We start from the raw sequence: 24,600 nt of genomic DNA, 5'->3' as shown, positions 1-24,600 counted from the left end.
GAATCTTTCATGTGAGTGATTGATTCAACTTCAGAAGGAATATGCAACGAAGCTCCTCTGCCACGGACTGGCTTAGCCCTAATCGACGATCCGGCGGTTATAACCATTCAGATCAATAATGAGGATTCGGTCTTTAAGGGCACGGAAGATATAAAGGATACGAAGGGCATCGTACCGTACCGACAGGAGTTGCAACGCCGCTTTAACCGGTACCTGCTTGCCAAATATGATACAAGGAAGAATCTGTCCGATGCCTGGACATTTAATGGCGTCTGTGCTCTAGGCACAGAGGAAGATCCGGAGGAGGGCACCGTGCTTTTCCCGGAGGGAGATTTCTATCAGGTTCAGAATAACCCTATGGGTGAATGGACAGGTATAGAGAGCCCCGCACGCTATGCCGATTTCACAGAATTCGGCATTTATATTAACCGTCGGTATTATGGCACAATGATTGACCATGTTCGCTCTCTGGGGGCGAAAGTACCCATTGTGACTAGCAACCTATTAAACGGCGCTGCGGATGTTTATTCCCATGCTGACGACGACTTGATGGAGAACAATACCTACTTCAACCATCCGATACCTCCCTTCGACGAGGCTAAGCCGAAAGTGGCAGATATGCGGGAATATGTAATGTAACTTCCAATCCATTGACCGTTCATAAGGACAGCTTGTTTCTTCGCACTAACATGCTTCCGATGGCCAGCACGGCAGTGGTGGCGGGCAACCCCTTTATCTTGAGCGAGTGGAACGAGTATGGTGTTAACCCGTTCCACTCCACGGCGTTCATTTCGATGGCAGCCTATGCCTGTCTGAACGACTGGGATGGTCTCATCGTTTATTGCTATCATACGTCTGAAAGCTGGAACGACCAGCCTGCCGATGAGATTACCAACATATTTGATGCTTACAACGATCCATCCCTGATCTGTCAGTTCGGTTTTATGGCCGCATTGTTTCTCGGGGACCTCGTGCGTCCGGCGGAGCACCGGGTGGATCTGGTCTTCACGCAGAACGATCTGAAGACCCTGCCGCCAGCTTTCAGTATGCCGAACGCCTATCTCCCTTACATTACAAGCCTGCGCAACGTATTCTTGGATCAAGGGGATGCCTATACCGGTGACGCAGACGTTGCTGTTACCGCCGGATTTGTAAAAAATGGCGATCTTTCTCAGGCTAAACGCGCCGTATATTACGCCTGGTCTCCATATCGGGACGCCCTGCGGCACGCGAACGGCGAAGGGCGGCTGGAGCGTCTTGCCGCGAAGGCAGATGAAGAACTGCCCGGAGCGAAGCTGGGCGACAGGATCCTGGTCTTCAATGAGATTGCTCCCTTGGCTGGCGAAGGCGATTACACTACGTTTGCCGCAAACCTGGATGTCGCGCTCAAGCGTTGGGGCCTTCTGCCCGACGACCGAGGACTCGTGGGCAGTGCCCTCGTCTCCGATACCGGTGAATTGGCCTTTGATCCGAAGGCAGGCACCTTCCGCATCCGCACCGAAGGCTGTCCTTACTTCAGCGGCGATCCTTCGAACGGCATCGCGTTGACAAAGGATATTTCCCTTTCTCTTATCAACCATCGCATCTCAGCGGCATTGCTGCCTGTAAAAGGCACTTCCGTAGAATGCTCAGAAACCTACCTTTTGATGGTCCTCGGCCACACCGGCATGGACGAAACCATCTTTACCACGGAAGGCTTATTTACGACTGTCGATTTTCAGGGGAAGCTGTACGCGGACACCCCGGAAGGAACCTTGTTCGTGCGCTGCAAGTCCGCAACGCTTACTGCTCTGGACACGGTGGGCACGCCAATCGCCAGCATCGAATGCGCTCCTGCTCATGACGGCGTGACCTTCGTTCTGGACGGAACAATCCCTGCTGTCCATTTCCTGCTGGAAAGGAAATAAGGCTAGAGGTAAAAAGTTCAATGCAGCAAAAGGCAATTTTACCGATTATTTCGTGAGCGTTGCGAGATGTAGTAGGCCGTTATAGTGCACGGATTTAAAATAGGAGGAATCGAAGCCGGTGGTGAACCATCGGCTTTCTTATTATTAGCGTGGCCAGTCAAGCTAGACACAACCAGCTTATTAGTGTCCAACCGGGGCAAGAGCCGAGTCGCCTAGAAGCTTCGGCATCTGGAACATTCAAGAGCTGATTCAGCTGAACTTTGGGCCGCTGTATGGATTATCTTTTACCGGCCTTCCTGGTAAGGGAACCACTGTGTGAGTACATATTCCAAAGTTAAGGGGAAAGTAAGCGCTAACATAAGATCTCAAAGGAAATCGAAACTTTTCCCCGTAGGTGCTGGCTTTGAAGCCTACTACAATAAAGGAGGACACAGAGAAACATACTGAAGGAGGCTGCTTATGAGTTCGAAAATAGAGGAGGTTGCGGTGCGGACCCCCAAAAAGGTTAAATGGTTGTCCCCACTACAGGAGCTAAGGAAAAACTGGGTGCTATATGCGATGTTCATCCCGATTGCTGTTTTTTTTATCATCTTTGCCTATATACCGATGACAGGCATCATTATGGCTTTTAAGGAATTCAACTATAGGGATGGCATCTTCATGAGTCCATGGAACGGACTGGAGAATTTCGAATATTTTTTTCAATCCGGCAAGGCATGGCTTGTGACCAAGAATACCATCATGTACAATCTGATGTTTCTGGGATTTTATACGTTCTTCTCAATTTTAGCCGCGGTGCTGATCTCGGAGACATACAACAAATTTTTCAAAAAGGCTACCCAAACTTTTATGTTTCTGCCTTATTTTATTTCCTGGGTTACAGTGTCCGCATTTGTGTATAATTTTCTGAATTATGAATTCGGAATTGTAAACGTTTTCCTGAGGAATATCGGGTTTGAAGCTATAGACATCTATTCGTCTGGCGGCTATTGGTATCTTCTGCTCCCGCTGCTATACGTGTGGAAGTGGGTTGGCTTTGGCAGTGTCCTATATCTAGCGGCAATTGTAGGGATTGATCAGGAGATTTATGAAGCAGCAACAATTGACGGCGCTAGCCGTTTTCAAAAAATCATGAAAATCACGCTTCCTTTGCTCAAGCCTACAGTGGTAGTGCTGATTCTGTTGGGGCTAGGAAGGATTATGCGCGGCGAGTTCGATATGTTCTACCAACTGATCGGCAACAACGGCGCGCTGATGAATTCCACAGATATTGTTGATACATTGGTGTTCCGCTCGCTGATGGGCACGCAGGATTTTGGCATGGCTTCTTCGGTGGGGCTCTATCAATCGGTACTCACACTGATTATTATCCTGTTCGCTAACTACCTTGTCCGCCGCTATGACAAGGATAACGCACTGTTCTAACTTGACCATAAGAAAGGAGGAATCTTTATGACAAAAAACAAATTGAATTCGGCGCCCGTCTTTAAGGCCTTCTCATACATTGTTGTCTCGCTTATCGCAGTTCTATGTTTGATGCCTTTTATCGTTCTAATCTCCGGCTCTATTTCGGAAGAAGGGCAGGTTTTAGCCAAGGGTTATTCCTTTCTGCCACGCGGCTTTTCGTTGGATGCCTATGCCTACATCTTCCGCAATCCCGGTGAGATTCTTTCTGCTTACCGCGTCTCGCTGATCGTGGCGGTGGTTGGAACGGTGCTTTCGCTGCTGTTCTCCACGATGGCGGCCTATGTAATGTACCGTAAGGAAGTAAAGTACCGGAATAAACTAGCGTTTTTTCTGTTCTTCACCACATTGTTTAACGGTGGATTGGCCCCTTATTTCATCTGGATCACCAGTTATTTGCATCTGAAGAACACTCTTGCAGTACTAATTTTGCTCCCCATGTTCAATGTTATGTATGTGCTGATTCTGCGCAGCTTCATACAGGGCTCTGTGCCAGAGCCGCTAGTGGAATCGGCCAAAATTGACGGGGCGGGAGACTTTCGGATTTTTTGGCAGATGGTGTTGCCGCTCTGCAAGCCCGCACTCGCTTCTATTGGTTTGTTCACCATTCTGGCCTACTGGAATGACTGGTGGACCCCGATGATGTTCACTGACAAGGAGCAATACGTGCCATTGCAATATTTACTCTATAAAATGTTGTCTTCAATGAACATGTCTGCGGCTATGGCCCAACATATGTCGGCTCTTGACACGCCTAAAGAAACGTTCAAGCTTGCTATGACAGTGATTGCTACAGGACCAATTGTGATTCTGTTTCCGTTCCTTCAGCAGTATTTCGTAAAAGGTATTACAATTGGCGCCGTAAAAGGGTAAACCCTACTGTGCGGATGCAGAGGCAATACGTTTGTGAATCCTGCATAAATGGGGATTTATATATAATTGCGATTTTCAGAGGGGGAATAAGAGTGAGAAAAGTAAAGAAAAAAGTTATGTTGATCCTGACAACGTTGCTGTCACTGACGATGCTGCTGTCTGCCTGCTCGAGTAGCAACGATGCCGCCACAAGGCCAGAACCGAATCAGAAAGAGGAGGTTGTGCTGAAGGGTTACCTGCTCGGTGAAGCACCGAAGGGTATGCCGGCTGTGCTCGCGAAGCTCAATGAAAAGCTGAAAAAAGACATCAATGCCACCATTGATCTGAATTACATCGGCTGGGGGGATGTGCAGTCGAAGTATCCATTGTTGTTGGCCTCAGGCGAAGATGTGGATTTTATCTTTTCGGCAGATTGGAATTATTATGTCGAACAAGCGAATAAAGGAGCCTTTTATGAACTTAAGCCTGAGGATATAGCCAAATATATGCCGAAGAAATCGGCTGCTATTGATCCTACAGCTTGGGAAGAGGCCAAGATTAACGGTAAAATCTTTATGATTCCAAAAACCACTCCGGACAGCAATGTCTTTGTGGCTGTACTACGCAAGGATATTATGGCGGAAGCAGGCCTTACCGAGGTGAAGAGCCTCTCTGAAATTGGTCCTTATCTGGAAGCTGTTAAGAAAAACCATCCGAATATGATCGGCCTAAACCTGGACTCTCAGGTTGATCTTCCGACACCGTATCAACAGCTGATGCGTGATAAAATTGGCTATACAGGCGGTCCTTTCGGAGGCGGTCCTTTGGCTCAAGGAGTAGCTTACGATTTTACAGATCCGACTGGGAAAATCTACAGCATGGTAGAGGAGCCTTACCTAAGCGCACAAAGATATGCTGCCGGCATCATGAAGGACTGGTATGACAAAGGTTATGTTAACAAAAATCCATATTCAAATAAGATCCGCTCCAAGGATAATTTTGTGGAAGGCAAATCTGCGGTAGCGTTTGGCAACAGCATAGATATTGCATCCACCCTAGAAGCTGCTCAAGCGAAAGGAATTGAAACCTATATCATTCCGTCCTTGATGCCAAATGGTAAGGTCCCAATTGGAAATTATATAGGAGCTGGAATTTCCATTGCGGCCAATTCCAAAAATCCGGAACGTGTGATGCAGGCGTTCGACCTTATTATGGAAGATCCTTCTTATGTGTATTTGACTTATTTCGGGATCGAAGGCAAGAACTACGTCATCACACCAGACGATAAAATCGGGCTGCCGGAAGGGATAACAGCCGATACAAATACCTATCCTCCGGATGCTGCGGGCTTCTGGTTCGTAAATAAGGCTTTGTTTAAGCCGATGAGTACTTGGCCACAGACTTATATTGACTTTTGGAAGAAACAGGACGAATATAATACCTCAGACTTCGCATTAAAAGGCTTTTCCTTCAACTCGGAGAATGTCAAGACGCAGATTGCAAACTTGGCCAATGCTTCGACACAATATGCCAATCCAATCTATATCGGCGCAGTCAAGGATGTAGACAAAGCATTTGACGAACTGGCCAAAAATCTGAACAGTGCTGGTCTGGATAAGGTCAAAGCAGAGGTGCAGACCCAGGCTGAAGAATTTCTGGCAAAGAAGAAATAACATTTGATCACCGTCGAATAGGGAAATGAATGAGTTACCGGTCATGGTACTTTTTGAAGAGCGCAGCAGGCAAGCTGCGCTTCTTTTGGCAGATGTTAGTATACGACGAACTGAGAGAATCGCTTGTAATAAATATCAAATGGAGAGTGAGAGATGATGAGTAATATTAGCTTAATGCCTCAGTTAAAGAAGGAAAATGGGATATTCAATTTGTATGTCGATGGAAATCCATTTATTGCACTGGCAGGGGAGATCCATAACTCCAGTGCCTCTGACTTGAACTATATGAAGCATAAGGTTTGGCCTCAACTTAGAGAATTACACTTAAATACAGTAATCGTACCGGTCTATTGGGAACTGATCGAACCGATGCAGGGGGAGTTTGACTTTCATCTTGTTGATGGAATTATTGAACAAGCCCAGGAAGAAAACCTGCGACTGGTATTCTTATGGTTCGGGTTATGGAAGAACGGAAAATCCTCATATGTTCCAAGCTGGGTTAAAAGGGACTACGAGACCTACTTTCGGGCGGTATATCAGAATAAAGAATCTTCCGATACGATATCGCCATTATGTGAGAAAGCCGTTGAAGCTGATGCGGCTGCGTTCAGATATTTCATGGCTCATCTGAAGAAAGTGGATGGAGATCGCCATACCGTTATCATGGTGCAAGTTGAGAATGAAATCGGATTCTTGGGCAGCGACCGTGATTACTCCGATCATGCGAACGAGCAATTCAACGACTCGATACCCGATGAATTGGCTGCGATTTTTGGCAAGGTAGGTTCATGGAAGGAGGCGTTTGCGGATGATGCGGAAGAATACTTTATGGCTTTTCATTACGCTCGGGCCATCGAACGAATCGCTAGCAGTGGTTCTGATGAGTACGCTCTTCCTATGTTCGTGAATGCATGGCTTGAGCAATTCCCATGGAAGCCCGGATCTTTTCCTAGCGGGGGGCCGATAGCAAAGGTCATGCAGATTTGGAAAGTGACGGCTCCGACCATCTGTCTTTATGCGCCGGATATTTATGTTCCCAATTTTGCCGAGGTTTGTGAGGAGTATACGGCCGGGAACGACAACCCCTTGTTTATTCCCGAAACTAGAAGAGACGTCGCTTCAGTGACAAACGTATTTTATGCGATTGGAAAACATAATGCCTTGTGTTTTTCTCCTTTTGGCATTGAAAGCATCTTTGCCCCTCCTTCAAAAGACAACGCAAATATCGAATTGGGTTTAGCTCTGAATATCGACTTTTCTGCCTTTGTTTCAAATGGAACCGGCCCCTACCTCGCACGCAGCTACGAGCTTCTCGGCAATATGCAGGCGATCATTCAGAAGTACCGCGGTACAGGAAAAATGACGGGATTTATTCAAAATCATGAGCCCGGCTGTATATTGTCTTTCACCAAATATGATTTGAAAGTAAACTATCAGCGCAGACAGGAAGGGAAACCGGTGTCAGGCGGCCTCGTAATCGAAGCGTCGGATAACGAATTTATTTTAGTCGGCATTGGATGTTCATTTGAATTTCTGCCTAAGCGCGGCGACACTTCCAAAGTGGACTACATTAGCATCGAGGAAGGAACGTTCGTTAAAGACAAATGGATCCGGGGGCGTGTTCTGAATGGGGACGAAGCCTCTTATAGATTAGCAGTCGGCAGCAATCCATCCGCCTTTTGTGTGGAAATGTATCAATACCGTTGAACAATTTGAATCTCTGCTAAGCTATTGATAACGATGTCGGAGTCATAATGAGAACCTAGGCAATGATGAATCCATAGAAGAAGACGGAGTGAAGGAATGAAGGGGATGGGAGCAGCGTTGTTGATATATAATGAATGAAAACGTCGTAGGGGAAGTGAGCACATCATGAGGCTGCTGATCGTAGAGGATGAAGAGAGAACCAGGGAAATGCTGTGCAAGCATATTGCCTGGGGGGAGTTGGGTATTAATGAGTTGGAAACGGCCCGCAATGGCATGATTGCTCTGGAGAGGTTCCAGAGCTTTCGTCCCGACATCGTGCTCTGTGATATCCGGATGCCGAAGATGGATGGTATAGAATTCGCGCAACAGCTTCGTAAGATTGATGTTTCATGCAAGCTATTGTTCCTGAGCGGATTCTCGGACAAGGAATATCTAATGTCAGCGATCCGGCTGAATGCTCTCGACTTTATTGAAAAGCCGATCAATCTAGATAAGGTGAGGGAGGCAGTTCGAGAGGCAGTGGAGTCCAGAAAAAAGGATAAGCAAAAACGAATGGAGGAGTGCCAACTGCAGGAGGCCTATGATGAAGGTCTGCCTTATCTGAGACAGGAGATGGTCCGCAAACTTATTTCAGTTCCTGATTCGCTCCATGTGTCGAAGGCTTTGGAGAGTAGAGAAACCTTTCTTTTGCCTCTGGAAGGACCGTATACTGTGCTTGCATCGTGCATGTACTGGCAGCCACCGCAATATCCCAAAGATCCGAGGCTAGTCCAAGAGGCAGTGTTGCGGGAGCTGAATATGAATAACAAGCTGGCTTCGCTGCAAGGCATCTGCGGTTTCGATTCACGGAATTTTTTAATCTTTATTCTGCCGGGGGTTTTCGGCTGCAGCTACCGGGAACAACGTAAGGTATTGGAGGATCTCTACGCCGAAGCGGCCGGGATCATAGGCAGCAATATCCGTTTCTGTATGGGGGTCGGAGAGTCGGTAAAAGAACAGTTGCAAATTCCGAATGCATACAGAACTGCTCTCGATGTGTGCAGTCTGCATTATTACAGCGAGGGTGATCGGCTAATCTTTGCCAATGCACTTGGTGGCAACCGATCACTTGCTACCGACTGGAACATGGTACGCAGTCTGCGCGGACTTCTGAAGCAGGGGGAACTGGAAGCTGCCCGCAGTCTTATTGTGAATTGGACCAAGCAGGCCAGGGCAGCACGTGATCTGAATATTGTCCGGCTCAAGGATTCCTATTTCCAACTCTTGCTGGTCATTCTCGATACAGCTGTGCAAATGGGGTTTACGGATACGGATGAGGACATGGAGCGGCGGTATATCTGGAAGGAGATTGACCGTGTTCCCGACCTGGCAAGCATGGAAAAATACATCCTCTCCTTCCTGGACTTGTTCCTGGTACCGCCGGAAGGGGAAGGTAGCTCGGCTAAAATGAGAGAGATTCTGCATTATATTCACAAGTACTTTCATGAAAGGGGTTTCACAATTCGAGATATTGCTGATCATGTGGACTTGAGCGAAACTTATCTCTGCTCCCTGTTCAAGAAGCAGAGAGGGGGCACCGTCAAGGAATATATCTCCTCGCTGCGAGTGGAAAAGGCCAAGGAACTACTTCTGGACAAGGAATTGAAGTTGTATGAGGTTGCAGAACGGACCGGCTTCACCGATGCCAATTACTTTACCACCTTTTTCAAAAAATGCGCAGGCTGCACGCCTTCGGAGTACCGGGAGAGGATGGCCAAATGAAACTGAAGTCCAGGAGAGCGTTCGCTGATTTTAGCATCCGGCATAAGCTGTTCGCTTCCTATATGCTGGTGATCATTATCCCGTTGGCCCTGCTGCTCTTCCTGCATCTGTTGTTAACCGCGAATGAAATGGAGAAGCAAGCGTTGACTTCGGCCCACAAAATGTTGGAGGAAACTAAATCCTACCTGCATTACCGTGCAGAGACAGTTAATGAAGTGTTGAACTTCATTGCCTTCAATGATACCGTTCAGACTCTGGTAGCCGAAGATCCGAGACGGTATGAGGATATCAATCTCTGGGGAACGGATGCCAGAAGGCTCGACCGGATACTGGCGAAATCCCGCTACAATTCGGATATTGAAACTGTCCAGCTCTATATGAAGCAGGGGCTTGCTTCAGCCACAGAAAGTCCCGACTATTTGAACATGGACAAATTGGAGAACAGCCTCTGGTTCAAGAACTTTATCGCTTCCCATTCCGTCTTCACCTGGCTGCCTTCCTCCTCTATTGAACAGGAAGAGGGCAGCGATGAAGTATCCGTCCTGCGAGTCATTCCAAATGCGCACAATATACAGGTGAGTGATGGCCTTGTGCGTGCCCGGATCTCGCAAAGCACAGTTCGTTCCGTGTTGGAACATGCTGTTGCCACTCCGTCTACCTCCGTAGTCTTATTCAATAACCGCGGTGATGTTCTAAGCACCTCTGGTGAATTTCTGTATACCTCCAAGGAATTTAAGGATATGCTGTCTCTGGTTCCGGCCGATGGGGAAATCGACACTATAGAGTTCAATGGGCAGCAAATCCTGCTTGGACTGGAGGCAATCCCTGAGACGGATATGAGTATAGCGATGATTGTGCCCTACTCGGACATACTGGAATCCAGCAACCGGATGCGCAATCGGCTGATCTTAATTTTTTTATTCATTATTCCCCTTACCTTTATTCTGTCCTTCGTTATTGCTGGTTCGGCAACCAAACGTCTCCGGCAGCTCATTCGGCATGTGCGCAAGGTCAAGGACGGCAATTTACGCATGTCACCGCTTCCAGCCAACCAAGATGAGATCGGAGAGCTAACAACTAATTTTAATATGATGGTGGAGAATGTATCGCGGTTGATGGAGGAGACCTACACGCTCGGGCGCGAAGTGAAGAACAAGGAGTTGAAGGCACTGCAGGCACAGATTAACCCGCATTTTCTTTACAATACCCTGGATCTAATCAATGTTATGGCTATTGAATCCGGTAATGAGGAGATATCCAAAGTAGTAGACCGGCTGGCTTTGTTCTATCGTTTGAGCCTGTCGAACGGCAGTGAGACCGTCACTTTGGAGAGTGAACTGCGGCATATTGAATCCTATGTGTCGATCCAAAACATGCGATTTAATAGTGCGATTACACTGAGCTTGAAGGTTTCACCGCTGCTGCTGGGCTGTGAGGTGCCCAAAATCATGCTGCAGCCCTTAATCGAGAATGCGATTCTGCACGGCATTTTAGAGAAAGATTCGGAGACGGGCATAATCCAGGTATCCGCTATGGAGGAGAAGGGCGATCTGGTCGTGGAGATCAGCGATGACGGCATCGGCATGGTGGAAGCAGTAGTGGAGGCTTTGTTAATCAGGCCTGTTAGCAAAACCACGGGCGGGTTTGGCATCAAGAACATTCAAGAGCGGATTCAACTGAACTATGGGTCGTTGTACGGATTGTCCTTTACCAGCCTACCTGGTGAAGGAACCACTGTATGGATCCGCCTTCCCAAGTCAATCAAAAAGTAAGCGCTTAAAAAAACGAAGAAAATCAAAACTTTCCCCCGTAGAGTGCTGGTCCTGCAAAGTTTTACAATAAGTAGAAAGAAGTATGTACATGGTTATTTCTTAAGGCTCCCTAACCCTGCGAGGCTGTCAGTACACATAAAGTCGTGGAATGAATAACGAAACGTCGTTCAAGGAGTAGAGCTGGCTTTCAGGCTCAGAGTAAACTTGAGTTAAAACATCTTCACAGTTGATGGAAACTTTAATTTTTTGGGGGGAAGAATGATGATTTACAAAGATGCCAGTAAATTTATTCATGAGAGAGTCGAAGATTTAATTGGAAGAATGACACTGCAGGAGAAAGTGGCCCAGTTAACTTGTGCAAATTCATATGGTGGAGAAACCGTGTATGATACTAGACACGGTAAATTAAAAGATGGCATTGGTACCATCAGTTATTTAAACGACTCCCTAACGGGTGACAATAAGAAGGATAAGGAGACAATAAAGGGCATACAAAAGTTTCTTGTTGAAGAAACCAGATTAGGTATCCCTGCGCTGTTTCATAGTGAAGGGATAGCAGGGGCGCAGATCCCAGGCGCAACTACTTTTCCGCAGTCTCTTAATCTTGCTTCTGCCTGGGAGCCGGCGTTAGCACAAAAAATGGGTGAGGTCGTCAAAAAACAACTAAGGGCATATGGATTCAAGGCTGTGCATTCCCCCCTGTTCGACTTGGGACGGGATCCGAGATTCGGAAGAATCGGCGAAACCTATGGAGAAGACCCCTATTTAGTTGCGCAAATGGGCGTGGCGTTCGTCAAAGGCGTCCAAGGTGATCATGAGATCATGGCTGCCGCTAAGCACTTTGTCGGTTATGGTAATGCTGAAGGGGGAAGAGGCGGCGGAGAACAGCAAGTCGACGAGCGAAGATTGTTGGATAGTTATTGCTTCCCCTTTGAAGCGGCTATTCATGAGGCGGACGTGAAAGCGATCATGAATAGTTATGGGATTTTAAATGACCAGGCTGTGTCTACGTCAAAGTGGCTGCTTACCGATATTCTGAGAGACAAGTTGGGATTTAATGGCTTGGTTGTGGCTGATTATGGCAGTATCACGCATGCAACATTACGGTATAGAGTGGCAGAAGATCATAAAGAGGCAGGCATTCTGGCACTTAAAGCCGGACTAGATGTGGAACAACCCGGCAATCAATGTTACCAGCATTTAATAAAAGCGGTTGAATCAGGCGAACTGGAAGAGGCCTATATAGACAATTCCGTAAGACGAGTTCTTGAGACCAAATTCAGGTTAGGGCTATTTGAGAATCCTTATGATGATGGCGATTTTTTTTATGAAATTAAAAAAGCGGAGAATGTGGAGTTATCACGGGAGATTGCGGAGAAATCGATGGTATTGGTAAAAAATGAGGACAATATTCTGCCGCTCAAAAAGAGCCTGAAAGTAGCACTGATCGGCCCCGCCTCAGACACCAAAACCAACTTCTTTGGCGGTTATTCATCGGTAGGATCGGCCAGCACAAGAAGTAGCGATTTCGACAAATCCGAAGAAGACAGCTTCCTGAGAATGCTTTATACAGGGGCAATAACCGACGATAAAGAGTCATTAAAGTCGATGGGAATTGAATTTGATGACCAGCCCACCCCAGAACAAAGAGAAATCATTATGAATATGATCAGACAGAATTTAGCTTCTGAAGATTCCTCGAAAAGAGTCTATAAAACGAATGAAGAATTTGTTCAAATGTTCTACCCGGATTGTAAATCGGTAAAAGATGTGTTGGAGAAAGAGCTTGGGAAAGAACATGTGCTGCACGCCAAAGGCTGCAATATCTCCAAACCTATCGACAGAGGGATTGAAGCGGTAAAAGCTGTGGTGCAACAGGCGGATATCGTCATTGCCGTATTAGGTGGTAAAGAAAGCATGATTGATCCTGAAGCGACTTGCGGTGAAAACAAAGATAATCACAACATTGGTCTTGAAAATTCTCAACTGGAAATGATGGCAGAAGTATTTAAGTTGAATAAACCGGTGATTTCAATTATTGTTGATGGCCGTCCATTACCTACTCCATTGGTAAGCGAATACAGTAAAGCAGTCCTTTATTCGTGGCTGCCTGCACAGTCTGGAGCCGAAGCCATTATGAATATCCTTACCGGACAGAAGAACCCTAGTGGAAAGCTGCCGGTGACTATTGTCAAAGAAGCAGGTCAGATTCCCATGTATAACAGCAGACTACCGCTCTATGTTGAAATGAATGAATGGGCTGAATATATCGACCCCACCCAAAATAAACCGTTATATCCATTTGGTCATGGATTAAGTTATACGCAATTTGAATACGGTGACCTGGAACACGACCGCTCGGTTCAAGTTGACGGAGAATTGAATATCTTATTTAAGCTGAGCAATGTGGGACAGATTGCCGGGGATGAAGTTGTACAGGTTTATATCCGGGATCGGGTGAGCAGTGTTGCAAGACCTGTGAAGCAACTGGTTGGATTTGCACGGATTAGCTTGGACATTAACGAAACAAAGAAGGTTTCTTTCAAGGTAAACATGAAGCAACTGGCATTTCATGACTTGAATATGAATCAAGTTGTGGAGCCAGGTAACATGGAAGTGTTTATAGGTGCCTCATCCCAAGATATTCGATTAAAAGGTACCTTTGAGATTATAGGTGAAAAAACTATTGTTGAACGAAAGGCATTTTCATCAAATGTAACGATTACAGAACTGTGAAAACTGAATTAGCAATTCCTCTATTTCCATAACCGTTTACTAGGAGTGAGAAAATGAAAGTAGATAAAATTCATCATTTTTCTGATAAAGGTAACTCTTGTATTATTAATACGCCACGGCCCCCGAGGCATTGGTACAATTATTTGTGGAGCGAGCAAGGATATTGCACACAAGTTTCCCAAATTGGGCATGGCCGAAGCTATTATATCAATTCAAAAGCAGACATGTGTATGATCAATAATCAGGATGCCAAATACCTGTACTTGCGCGATGATGACGCCAATGTGTACTGGAATATAGGGGAAGGCCCATTAAATGAAGAAGTCGAGGATTTCTCATGTGATCACAATATTGGATATTCCATTCTCCAATCACGAAAGAACGGCGTCCATGCTTCCTGGAAGCTTTTGGTCCCGCATGAAGGCTATAACGAGGTATGGGTAGTCAAGGTCAGGAATAATACGGATAAAGTTAAGAATATCAGCGTATTCTCTACCGTGAGCTTTGAGCTTGAAGGCTTTAATTACCCGCGGTATTACGAAATGTACAGGAGCTGTGAAACCTTCTTTGATGAGAGGCTGAACGGTATTTACTGCCAGTCCAAACATCCCTTCGCGCCCCATAACAGATACAACAGTTATATCGCCTGCTCGGAAACCGTCCACGCCTTTGATGGCAATCTGGGAGAGTTTTTGGGAGATCTGGGGTCATACACTAGGTTGGATGCCATGCCAGCACCGTTGTTCCAGCGGCCGGACGTTGTAGTGAAAGGGAGAGATTGTACGAATTCTTTAACTACGCTTGTCAACCTCGGTGGGGTCTTGCAGAACAAGCTGGTACTGGCAGCTGGTGAAGAGAAGGAGCTGTATTATGTGCTGGGCGTCAGTGAATCGTTGGAAGAAGCGGTTCAAACGATGGAGCAATACAGCAACAGGGACCGTATCGAACAAGCACTACTGGAAACAAAGGAGCACCAGAAGTGCAAATACGCTGGCCTCCATATTGTTACGCCTCATGAGAAGCTGAACGTGCTTATGAACGAATGGGTGAAAAAACAGATTGACTTCTGCATAGTCGGCAAGAAGGGGGTTCGGGATAATCTTCAGATTGCCGTAGCCCTTCTAAATTACAGACAGGAAAGGGCCAAGGAGGAAATTATAGAATGCTTGCGGCATCAGTTTAAGGCAGGACATGCTGTGCTGACTTGGTATCCATATGATGCTACCCGTTACTCAGACCAGCCGTTCTGGATTATCTGGGCGGTGTGTGAGTTGATTAAAGAAACCGGAGATTATTCTCTTCTGGATATGGAGATCGAATATCAGGATGAAGGCTCGGCAACGATGCTGGAGCATGTAAAGGCTGCAGTCGACCGGTTGATTGAAGATAAAGGGAAACATGGCCTGGTGCGGATTTTCTTCGCGGATTGGAACGATGCCTTGAATATTACAACGGACCCGGATGCGGAATCTGTCATGCTATCCCAGCAGTTTTGTTATGCCCTGAAAGAGTTGTCAGCGTTGATCCGGCGATTGGGCGACACAGGTTATGCTGGGTACTTGGATGAACAGTACCATATCCTCCGCAATGCGATTAACGAAATGGCTTGGGACGGAAGCTGGTATATGCGCGCTCTTAGCAAAGAAGAGAATATCGGCTCCAAAGACAGCAAGGGGAGCACAATCTATATTAACGCACAATCGTGGGCCGTACTAGCTGATATTCCGGATGAAGAGAAGCTGCCCAAGGTGCTGGATTCCATGGACAGCATGGAGCATGATTTTGGTTTCCCGATCAATATGCCTCCCTATACGGAATATTCTCCCCATGTAGGCAGAATGGCCGGCATGCTTCCCGGGCTATTCGAGAACGGCGGAGTTTACTGCCACGCAACCGGTTTCAAAATTATGGCGGATTGCAAGGCAGGCAGGGGAGTAGAAGCCCTACGTACATTGCTGAAGATCATTCCAGACAGCGAAGCGAATCCATCCACACAATCTGGAGCGGAGCCGTATGTCTTCACTAATTGTTATTCAATTCACCCCAAATATTATGGGAAGTCCTACCAATCATGGACAACCGGAACCTCGGCATGGGGACTCATGTCCCTCTTGGAGGGAATTATGGGGATCAAGCGGGATTATGATGGTCTCCGGATTGACCCTTGCTTCCCGGCAGATTGGGAGGAAGCCCAGGTATTTAGGGAGTTCCGTGGCACACGTTATGATATTACCATCCGGAACCCATCACGGTTGTCTGAAGGACAACCCGAGATACAGGTGGATGGAAGCCTTATCAATGGAAATCTGCTGCCTCTCTTTCAGGATGATCGGACCCATTCTGTAGAAGTTGTTCTTAAGCCCAAACCTTCGAACACAAAAGTCGTCATATGAATAACGGAAAGTCGTTGTGGGATCTGCGGCCTAAAGGTTTGGTTATCGGTGTGGTGAAAGGTAGATTTGAAAATTTGTAGAGGAGTTGACAGCATGATTGGTACTTGGAGTTTTCTGCACCAAACGCCTCAATCCACGATTAAAATGCAATTTATCATTGAAAAGAAAGAAACTTATGTATTATCAGTTGTTCTGGAACCGTTTCCGTTTCCAATCGAAATCACTGCGTTGACTGTAGAAGGCAACATGCTTCAGGCCAAGGGAGTATCATCATTTGTACCAAATGAAACGCTTGAATTTGAACTGACATTTAATGATGAAGAGTTTCAGGGCAGGATCAAGATTCCCTTCCAGGAAGCATTCTTCGTAAAAGGTGTGAAAGGGCCTGGCCCATCGCTCGCGGATACGCTCATTTCCGAAATCGCTCCTTATCGGAAGCATGATGTAAAGCAACGCGACGATACAGAGATTTACCTATCCGTTGAAGCTCTTCTCAGCAAGATGTCCATTACTGATAAGATTGGTCAAATGAGTCAGTGTATGTCTACAAACCTCTCGCTTGGATCAGAGCTTGCGTCTGACACACCGGAAAAACTGGTTGCAGAAGGCCGGGCTGGTTCAGTTCTGTCGGCCGTAACGGGTCGCAGAGTGTTCGAACTCCAAAAAATAGCGGTGGAGCAATCCCCGCATAGTATTCCGTTGCTATTTAATTTTGACGTTATACATGGGTTTCAGACGGTATTTCCCGTGCCGCTTGCTTGGTCCTGCAGTTGGGACTTGGAATCTATCAGGGAAGCTTGTGCGATTGCCGCAAAAGAGGCTACCGCCAGCGGTATCACATATAACCATGGCCCGATGGTCGATGTTACGAGAGACCCGCGTTGGGGTCGCGTCGTAGAGGGCGCAGGCGAAGATCCTTATCTGGGAAGTCTAATCGCCAAAGCTCAAGTAGAAGGCTATCAAGGTAACAGTTTACACGATCCTGATACACTCATTGCTTGTTTAAAGCATTTTATTGCATACGGAGCTGCCGAGGCAGGAAGAGATTACAATACGGTAGATATTTCGGAAGGTACCTTGCGGAATGTTTACTTACCGCCCTTCAAGGCGGGGATTGAATCGGGCGCCGGGTCGGTGATGAATGCCTTTAATACGTACCAGGGGGTTCCTGTGGCAGGAAACCGCTACCTCCTTAACGATGTACTGAGAGGAGAGCTGGGCTTTGACGGTATATTGATTTCCGACTACGGCTCCATTGACGAAATCGTCGCTCATGGGTACGCAAGGGATAGCAAAGAAGCAGCAAAAAAGGCTCTTGATGCAACGTTGGATATTGAGATGGTGACTCGTTCTTATGATCATTTACATGAATTGATCGAACAGGGACTCGTTACGGAAGAACAATTGGACCAAGCGGTACGTCGGATTTTGACTTTTAAGTATAAGATCGGCATTATGGATGACCCGTTCCGTTATGTACGCCCGGAAATAGAAAAGGAATCTCACTTCCATCCGAGTCATCTGACAGCGAGTCGGAGTCTGGCGCAGAAATCCATCGTTTTGTTGAAAAATAACGGCTTGCTCCCGATTACAAGCAAGGAACGAAAGATAGCTGTAATTGGTCCATTCGGTGATAGCAAGGATCTGCTGGGACCGTGGCAGTGGTCCCGATATGCGAATGAAACCATTACGCTCTGGCAAGGGATTGAAGAACAGGGAGTACCGGCGGTAGATCTTTTGCTCGAAGAAGGATGCAAGGTTGAGGAAGCGATTGTAGGAGGACTGGAGCGGGCAGCTTCTGCGGCGGAACAAGCCGACATCGTTATTCTTGCCCTTGGTGAGAACAGTGAAATGTCTGGCGAGGCTGCATCCCGCATGGATATTACGCTGCCGAAGGCTCAACAAGAACTAGCGGAGGCAGTTGTTAAGGCAGGCAAACCGACCGTATTGGTTCTAACAAATGGACGTCCTCTTGTGCTGGATTGGTTTGAGCATCATATGGACGCCATCGTGGAGACATGGTTCCTTGGATCTCAAGCCGGGCATGCCATAGCAGATGTGCTCTTTGGCAATTATAATCCGTCTGGCAAACTAACGATGAGTTTCCCCGCTCATGCCGGACAAGTACCAGTATACTACAATCACTTTAGCACTGGGAGGCCTGTAACGGAAAGCAATAAGCATTTAAAGTTCTTTTCCAAGTATATAGATGGTTCTAATGATCCCCTGTATCCTTTTGGTTACGGGCTAAGCTATACGACGTTCGAGTATTCGGCAATTTGGTTATCCCAATCGCAGATGAATGCTTCAGAGACAATTACTGCCAACGTGACGATTACCAATACAGGTATGATACAGGGAGAGGAGACCGTCCAGTTGTACATTCAGGATCTTCATGGCAGTGTGGTCCGTCCAGTGAAGGAGCTTAAGGGGTTCCAAAAGGTGACATTAGCCGCAGGCGAAGCACAAGAAATCCGCTTCACCATCGCCGAAGCGGATTTGGCTTTTTGGAATTCGGATCGAAAATATGAGGCCGAACCGGGGGAGTTCAAGGTTTATATCGGATCGAGTTCTCGCGATGTGAAAGAAGCGTCATTCGAACTTCTGCCTTAAACGAGTTCTGGTACTGGAAAGGTCCTTCTCTACGATGCTGCTGGGTCCGATCCTGTGGAAGGATTAGCGAAGTAGAGAGGGAGTTCTGATTGTTTCAGCTGGTCCATTTTTACATTGGGGAAAGGTAGCGACTTCCTTGTTAACATTCATATACCGCTGTTTATAAATTTGTTCAAAGATAGCGAAGCAGGAAATGTGCCGATAGAAGCCTATAACACTTAATTATTTTATAAAGCGCTCGCTATGAGTCTTATGTAACACAGTTGCAATATTTCCAGTTAATTCAGTCCTCGATTTTGTATTTGACTATTGAGTGGAGTACATTTATCGGCCAAGATCAAAATATATTCTGTTTAAGATGAGGAAGAGAAGTGAATTGTTAACGCATCCATTTGAAGTGCCAGAGTCAAAAAAAATACGTCTTATTATTAACACTGATGCTAAGAATGAGGCAGACGATCAGTATGCGATCGTTCATGCTTTGTTGACGCCTCGATTTAATCTGAAAGGGATCATTGCTGCACATTTTGGTGAAAGACGGACAACGGCTTCAATGCAGGAGAGCTATGACGAAATCATTAACTTGCTTGACTTGATGAATATGAATGATGAGGTGCCGGTGTTCAAAGGGACAGAAAGATCGATACCCAATGAGAACACTCCTACGATGTCTGAGGGAGCTGAACTCATTATTCGTGAGGCCATGTTGGACGATCGACAGCCCCTCTATGTTATTTTTCTTGGAGCAATCACAGATTTGGCTTCAGCGTACCTGGCTTGTCCGGAGATTGCAGGCAGGTTTACTGCCGTTTGGATTGGAGGCGGACCTTGGCCTAACGGTGATTTTGAGTTTAACTTAAGTAATGACATTGCTGCAGCGAATGTGGTTTTTCGTTCCAATATCCCACTTTGGGTAATTCCATGCAATGTTTATTCGACCATTCGAGTAAGTATTGCAGAACTTGCTGTCAAAGTTAAGCCTTATGGTAAGATCGGAGCGTATTTATTCGAGCAGTTGGTAGAATTCAATCATCGCATTTGCTTGACAGAGGACTGGCCGAAAGGAGAAAGATGGTGTCTTGGCGATTCCCCAGCTGTCAGTGTATTACTTGACGATCATGAGTTCTTTTACGAAATGAAGCCTGCACCACGAATCACCAGTGATATGCGGTACGTTCATGACCAGTCAGAGCGTCTGGTTCGTTGGTACAATCATATCGATTCAAGGTTTACCTTAGAGGATATGTATGCAAAATTGCAGCTCCATTACGGGTGAAATGATACCCACTACAGCCACTATCCAGAAGGAGATCAACATCAAATCAAATATAATGTGGGTGATTTTCATTACGAGTACTATGATGATATATGGGACCATCTGGTAAAGTGGTTACTGCTTTTGAGGTCTATCTCCTTGTGTTTTATTATTTGTTAGAAAATTTATAAGTAATTTTTAATTCAAAATTACTCTGAAAAAGCAATCTTTTCAGAAGGTCACTACATTCTTCCTTTAAACGCCGTAAAGAGGTTAATGGCAGAAATTGATTCGCTACTTTAGATCGAACAGTTGATTTTATTAGCTTTGGTGATACTAACTACAGGCAGGACTAGGATAAGACTGCTACGTTTTGCCTTATTCAAAATCTTCAATTACTAGCTTGGGAACAATCTTTATCGGTAAATGCGATGTATCCCGAGTGGAGGTATGATCGCAACATAAGCAAGAACTGAACGTAACGGACAAGCAACATATCGTTGCAGTACTGAAACTAAGAAAAAAGAAGTAACAAAGCTTCTTAAGGATCAACAACAATTGGAGCGAGACTTAAACTAGAGTTTCCTTCAATGAAAAACTGGGATCTCTCACTCGATCTAACGTGGCTTCAGCAACTCCAGAGCAGTCAGAAACAGAGGAACCACCAACACCTAGCGAGCCTGGAACTGAGCAATCAATTGAACCAGAGCAACCTTCCGGCAACCGTGCAATCATGGTAGTCACAATGAAAACAGTCCTAGAGGTAGAGTTTGACCTGAGCATGAAGGAGGTCAATGCCTTCATTTCCTGGTACGAAGCTAAGCAGGCTGAGGCAAAGCTTCGTATGCCATCGATAAGCATGAGAATAACAAAGGTCCGTTCAGCAGCCGTAAGGATTACATTCTATATGATCGTGTGCTGACATTTGAGGTAAGTGAGTATTGATATAAATCATTCTAGGGCTTCATCGGCTAATGAGGATGGAGTTTTTTATTCTTAAAAGAACGTTTGTTCGCATACAACAGGGACATATGTTCCTTTTTGGGGATTATGAAATAAGAATCTATGCTGGCCAGTTTGTAGAAATCATCTATGAGGATAGATCAGGTAGCATCACGCAGCGCAAAATTGCTGTTCGTGAAGTTCGTGATGGGATGATCACCTTAACAGTAATCAGCCTCGGACATTTAGGGCAGATAACGTACTTGCGTGGTCACCGATCAGTCAATCAGCTTAGGAGATGACATCATGGGGAAGAAGCTTAAGGGGCATGGACTATTTGAATGCCCGCGATTTATGTTGCCAGAGCACGCTACTTGTATCAGGGAACAATATAGAAGAAGCTCGGAGATCCAAGCCAGTGCTATGCTCGATGAGCTGGATGTGAAATTAAAGGCACTGCGCTAAGGTAACTTCTCATTCCATTTGCGGTTTGCAGCAATGATTCTAAGCGTTTTGCGGGATGTTTCCTCTGTGGAAACATCCTTTTTCTTTCCAATGATTTGCTACACTTTGAAAATAGGACTGACTGGAAAAACAGAAAGTCGTCATATGAATAACTGAAAGTCAAAATCTATTGAAGATTTATCAAAAAGCACTTCAACTATATTTGAAATGACGGCGCTTGCATAGAACAACCGCATTTTAAGGTCCTTAATGAAGGGGCTTACAGATGAAAAACATGAATTGAAAGGGGACTATCTATGATTAAACACATTTTTCCAGATGATTTTCTATAGGGAGGGGCAAAATGTTGAGGGGACCTGGAATCAGGACTGTAAAGGCTTGAATTTTGCCGACGTTATGACTGCCGGGCGCATAGCACTCCAAAGGAAATTTCAAATAATACCAAGCTTATTTTGTTGATACGACATAAAACGACAAACTATTTCGTTCATATTAGGTATAATTTACTGCATTCATAGTTAAAATGATCTACTTTTTTAACCATATTAATGTTAGGAGAATATTTATGTATATATCAAGTATTTCCATAGAAAACTTTCGAAACTTTAAAATTAATACTACTATAAACTTTAATGAGGGTATGAATGTAATTATAGGTCATAATAATTCTGGAAAATCTAACTTGCTTAAAGCTCTTGAATTAGTTCTCAGTGTAGGATCATCCAAAAAGCTGAGTGTGGATGATTTTAACAAGGAAGTTACAATCAATGATCTCAAAAAAAATTCTCCTAAGGTAACCATTTCATTAATTTTTACTGAATCCAAAAATGAGGAGGAATTTTCAGAGGATTTAGTAACAGTATCGAACTGGCTTATCCAGCTTAAAAAACCATACCAAGCAAAATTGACTTACTTATTCTATTTACCAGAAAAAGAGGAAGAAGATTATATCAATGCAATGAAAAATGTAAGTTCTAAAAACATAGAAGACTATTGGCTCACAAGATGAATTCTTTTAAGCCATTAAGTGTAGCCATGAGAATTTACGAGAATCCAAGTGATGAAAATAAACGAATTGAATCTTACGTTAAGCAATATGTAATGAAGTTAAGAATATAAAAAAACAAACAGATTTAATTCGCCTTTATTAGGCGATTTTTTATTTTTGCTGTAATAATAATCATGAGATATAATTAAAATTATATGGGAAATGAGATAAGATTCTTGTCATTTATGAGATAAAGTTCTTGTCATCCGACAAGAGGAAAATCGTACTGTTATGCGTTTCTCTATATACATATTCACAAAACTCGTATTTTGTACATATGTATATAAATCGGTTTTACCCCTTGTTTTTAAGGTTTTTGCCGTTCTTGTTGATTGACACAAATCTCCCCTCGTTTTTGACACCAAAGCAAGGCAATCTTTGTAGATAGAATACTGAATAAAGTTACCTTTCCTGTACCAAATCTATGCAATAATCTACTTGCAAATAAACTGGATACAACAGTACAAAACGAGACCGTTAACGATATATAACCTGCCATTTCTGTTGCGGCGCCGATATCAAATTTCATAATGGACCATGCACTGCCAAGTAAGGCATCTGGCAGTCCGAGACCTATAAATACGAGGTAAATAACTATAAGTAGTACCGTAACCATCTTCGTTCTCTCCTTAATTTGTGTGGAATCTTTAATTGTGCGTTTTCTGTGTCTTGCCGGAACAATATGTCCGGACCAGTTCGTATTCCTCTGTTAAGCCTCTATTTTATTCTTTCAAGAAAACTACAATATATTTGTTTGAACATTTCTTCCTCTTCATACTCAATTAATTTCAAAAGTCTGATAATTAGTAAATCCCTAAACCAACGATTCAAGATACGATCTTCTCCTTTTTAAACTTCTTATTTTATATTATCGCTACACTTAAATCGAAAAAGAATGAGTTGCCAAGAAAACAGGCTAATCACATATTTTTAGCAGAAAATTACATGCTATTCCTTCAACCCCTCCTCTCTTCGCTTAAACTGTTGTCTAAACTCCGACGGTGGGAGTCCAAACCGAAGTTTGAACACTTTGGAAAAGTGAGCAACGCTTTCGAACCCAGTAGTGAAACAGACATCGGTAGCAGACAGTGACGTCTCTAACAGTAACTTCTTAGCTTTATCCAACCTCCTATTGCGAATCCATTTCAACGGTGAGGTATGATATATTGCCTGAAACTCCCGTTTGAACGTTGACAGGCTTCTACCAGACAAATAAGCCAGATCATTGAGGGATACGGGATTTGTGAAATTTTCTTCCATAATCTTATCGATACTACTGTTCCTATCATGGTTAGATAGTTGCAACAGTTGATATTGAAAATGATCATTTGAGTCTACCAGGTGAAATAGAAGTTCCATTAACTTGATCCGAACGAGTGCATCTCTAACATCGTCTGGGTTGTCGAAATAGGGTTTTAAAGACTCAATGTAAGATAGAGTGAGGTCATTAACCTTAATAATGGATACAGGAACTTCACCGTTCACTGGATAAATCGGTTTTAAACCAGCGAATTGGACAAATTCCTCAACCAATTTCTCATTCAGGAAAAACATCATATAATTAAGCATGTATTCAGAACCGGGTTCCCCTGATTTCTCGTATTCAACCAGCATAGACTTGTTAATAAACACCATTTCATTGCTCCGGACGATATACTCTTGATCTCTAAAACGTACCGTGTAAATGCCCGATTTAACAAACAACAAAAGATGTTCCTTCAGGAAGCATGTTCCTATATCACCTTGTGTATGCAAATAAAATTTAATGACGGATAACCCGTTCTGCTTTAGACTTCCTTTTTTATCTGGTGCACTTTCCAGCTCTTGCGGAGCTTTGATCAACTTGCTAGTTCTCATGGACATTAGGAATCCCCCTTTTTCTCCTACATCACCTTAAGGATAATTTCGTAATTAGTTAATAGAACTGGAATTGACTTCCCTGAGATTTAGTTGGATTTCCATCCGTAAGGTCTTGCGTTCTAACTTTACCTATAAGATAACAGGAAACAGTA

Annotated in this window: 16 protein-coding genes and 1 pseudogene; 15 read left to right on the top strand and 2 right to left on the bottom strand. The window is 44.8% G+C overall.

What is annotated here, in order from left to right:
• The first annotated feature begins 15 nt into the window (after positions 1–15).
• From MKX30_RS00805 to MKX30_RS00735, 15 genes and pseudogenes are all read left to right on the top strand, one after another.
• Positions 16–639, top strand: coding sequence for a hypothetical protein (locus MKX30_RS00805; RefSeq protein WP_341062308.1), 624 nt, complete (start codon positions 16–18; stop codon positions 637–639).
• Between the two features lie 59 nt (positions 640–698).
• The gene (locus MKX30_RS00800; RefSeq protein WP_341062307.1) at positions 699–1,907 is read left to right on the top strand and encodes a hypothetical protein; all 1,209 of its coding nucleotides are present in this window, start codon (positions 699–701) and stop codon (positions 1,905–1,907) included.
• Positions 1,908–2,366: 459 nt separating this feature from the next.
• Entirely contained in the window at positions 2,367–3,332 is a 966-nt protein-coding gene (locus tag MKX30_RS00795; RefSeq protein ID WP_339200167.1) for an ABC transporter permease, read from the top strand.
• Positions 3,333–3,359: 27 nt separating this feature from the next.
• Complete coding sequence (locus tag MKX30_RS00790) at positions 3,360–4,244, top strand: carbohydrate ABC transporter permease (protein ID WP_328799919.1); 885 nt, start codon at positions 3,360–3,362, stop codon at positions 4,242–4,244.
• Between the two features lie 92 nt (positions 4,245–4,336).
• Complete coding sequence (locus MKX30_RS00785) at positions 4,337–5,896, top strand: ABC transporter substrate-binding protein (RefSeq protein WP_341062306.1); 1,560 nt, start codon at positions 4,337–4,339, stop codon at positions 5,894–5,896.
• A gap of 153 nt (positions 5,897–6,049) precedes the next feature.
• Complete coding sequence (locus MKX30_RS00780; protein ID WP_279833772.1) at positions 6,050–7,603, top strand: DUF5597 domain-containing protein; 1,554 nt, start codon at positions 6,050–6,052, stop codon at positions 7,601–7,603.
• A gap of 165 nt (positions 7,604–7,768) precedes the next feature.
• Positions 7,769–9,364, top strand: coding sequence for a response regulator (locus MKX30_RS00775; RefSeq protein ID WP_279833771.1), 1,596 nt, complete (start codon positions 7,769–7,771; stop codon positions 9,362–9,364).
• Positions 9,361–11,136 carry a sensor histidine kinase gene (locus MKX30_RS00770; protein WP_341062305.1) on the top strand — a complete coding sequence of 592 codons (1,776 nt, stop codon included), beginning with the start codon at positions 9,361–9,363 and terminating at the stop codon, positions 11,134–11,136. The genes MKX30_RS00775 and MKX30_RS00770 overlap by 4 nt, the downstream gene beginning before the upstream one ends.
• A 258-nt stretch (positions 11,137–11,394) precedes the next feature.
• Positions 11,395–13,872: a glycoside hydrolase family 3 N-terminal domain-containing protein gene (locus MKX30_RS00765; RefSeq protein ID WP_339200164.1), complete on the top strand. Its 2,478-nt coding sequence runs from the start codon at positions 11,395–11,397 to the stop codon at positions 13,870–13,872.
• Positions 13,873–13,925: 53 nt separating this feature from the next.
• Positions 13,926–16,265, top strand: coding sequence for a GH36-type glycosyl hydrolase domain-containing protein (locus MKX30_RS00760; protein ID WP_339200163.1), 2,340 nt, complete (start codon positions 13,926–13,928; stop codon positions 16,263–16,265).
• A 93-nt stretch (positions 16,266–16,358) separates the two neighbouring features.
• Entirely contained in the window at positions 16,359–18,878 is a 2,520-nt protein-coding gene (locus MKX30_RS00755) for a glycoside hydrolase family 3 N-terminal domain-containing protein (RefSeq protein WP_279833765.1), read from the top strand.
• A 376-nt stretch (positions 18,879–19,254) separates the two neighbouring features.
• Positions 19,255–20,154, top strand: a complete 900-nt coding sequence (locus tag MKX30_RS00750; RefSeq protein ID WP_341062304.1) for a nucleoside hydrolase — start codon at positions 19,255–19,257, stop codon at positions 20,152–20,154.
• A 688-nt stretch (positions 20,155–20,842) separates the two neighbouring features.
• A pseudogene (locus MKX30_RS00745) lies at positions 20,843–21,078 on the top strand (fibronectin type III domain-containing protein); the annotation flags it as partial.
• A gap of 303 nt (positions 21,079–21,381) precedes the next feature.
• A complete protein-coding gene (locus tag MKX30_RS00740) occupies positions 21,382–21,540 on the top strand; it encodes a hypothetical protein (protein ID WP_341062303.1) in 159 nt (52 codons plus the stop codon).
• Positions 21,541–22,105: 565 nt separating this feature from the next.
• The gene (locus tag MKX30_RS00735; RefSeq protein WP_341062301.1) at positions 22,106–22,549 is read left to right on the top strand and encodes an ATP-dependent nuclease; all 444 of its coding nucleotides are present in this window, start codon (positions 22,106–22,108) and stop codon (positions 22,547–22,549) included.
• A 346-nt stretch (positions 22,550–22,895) separates the two neighbouring features.
• Here MKX30_RS00735 and MKX30_RS00730 read toward each other — a convergent pair whose 3' ends face one another.
• On the bottom strand, positions 22,896–23,204 hold the full coding sequence (locus tag MKX30_RS00730) for a hypothetical protein (RefSeq protein WP_341062300.1): 309 nt from the start codon (positions 23,202–23,204) through the stop codon (positions 22,896–22,898).
• A gap of 332 nt (positions 23,205–23,536) precedes the next feature.
• Positions 23,537–24,451 carry a helix-turn-helix domain-containing protein gene (locus tag MKX30_RS00725; RefSeq protein WP_069079925.1) on the bottom strand — a complete coding sequence of 305 codons (915 nt, stop codon included), beginning with the start codon at positions 24,449–24,451 and terminating at the stop codon, positions 23,537–23,539.
• Positions 24,452–24,600 lie beyond the last annotated feature (149 nt).

Origin of the sequence: Paenibacillus sp. FSL P2-0173 (assembly GCF_038008045.1) — a bacterium.
GTDB lineage: Bacteria > Bacillota > Bacilli > Paenibacillales > Paenibacillaceae > Paenibacillus > Paenibacillus polymyxa_B.
The sequence above is the reverse complement of the archived record's forward strand: the minus strand, read 5'-3'. Positions and strand labels throughout refer to the sequence as shown.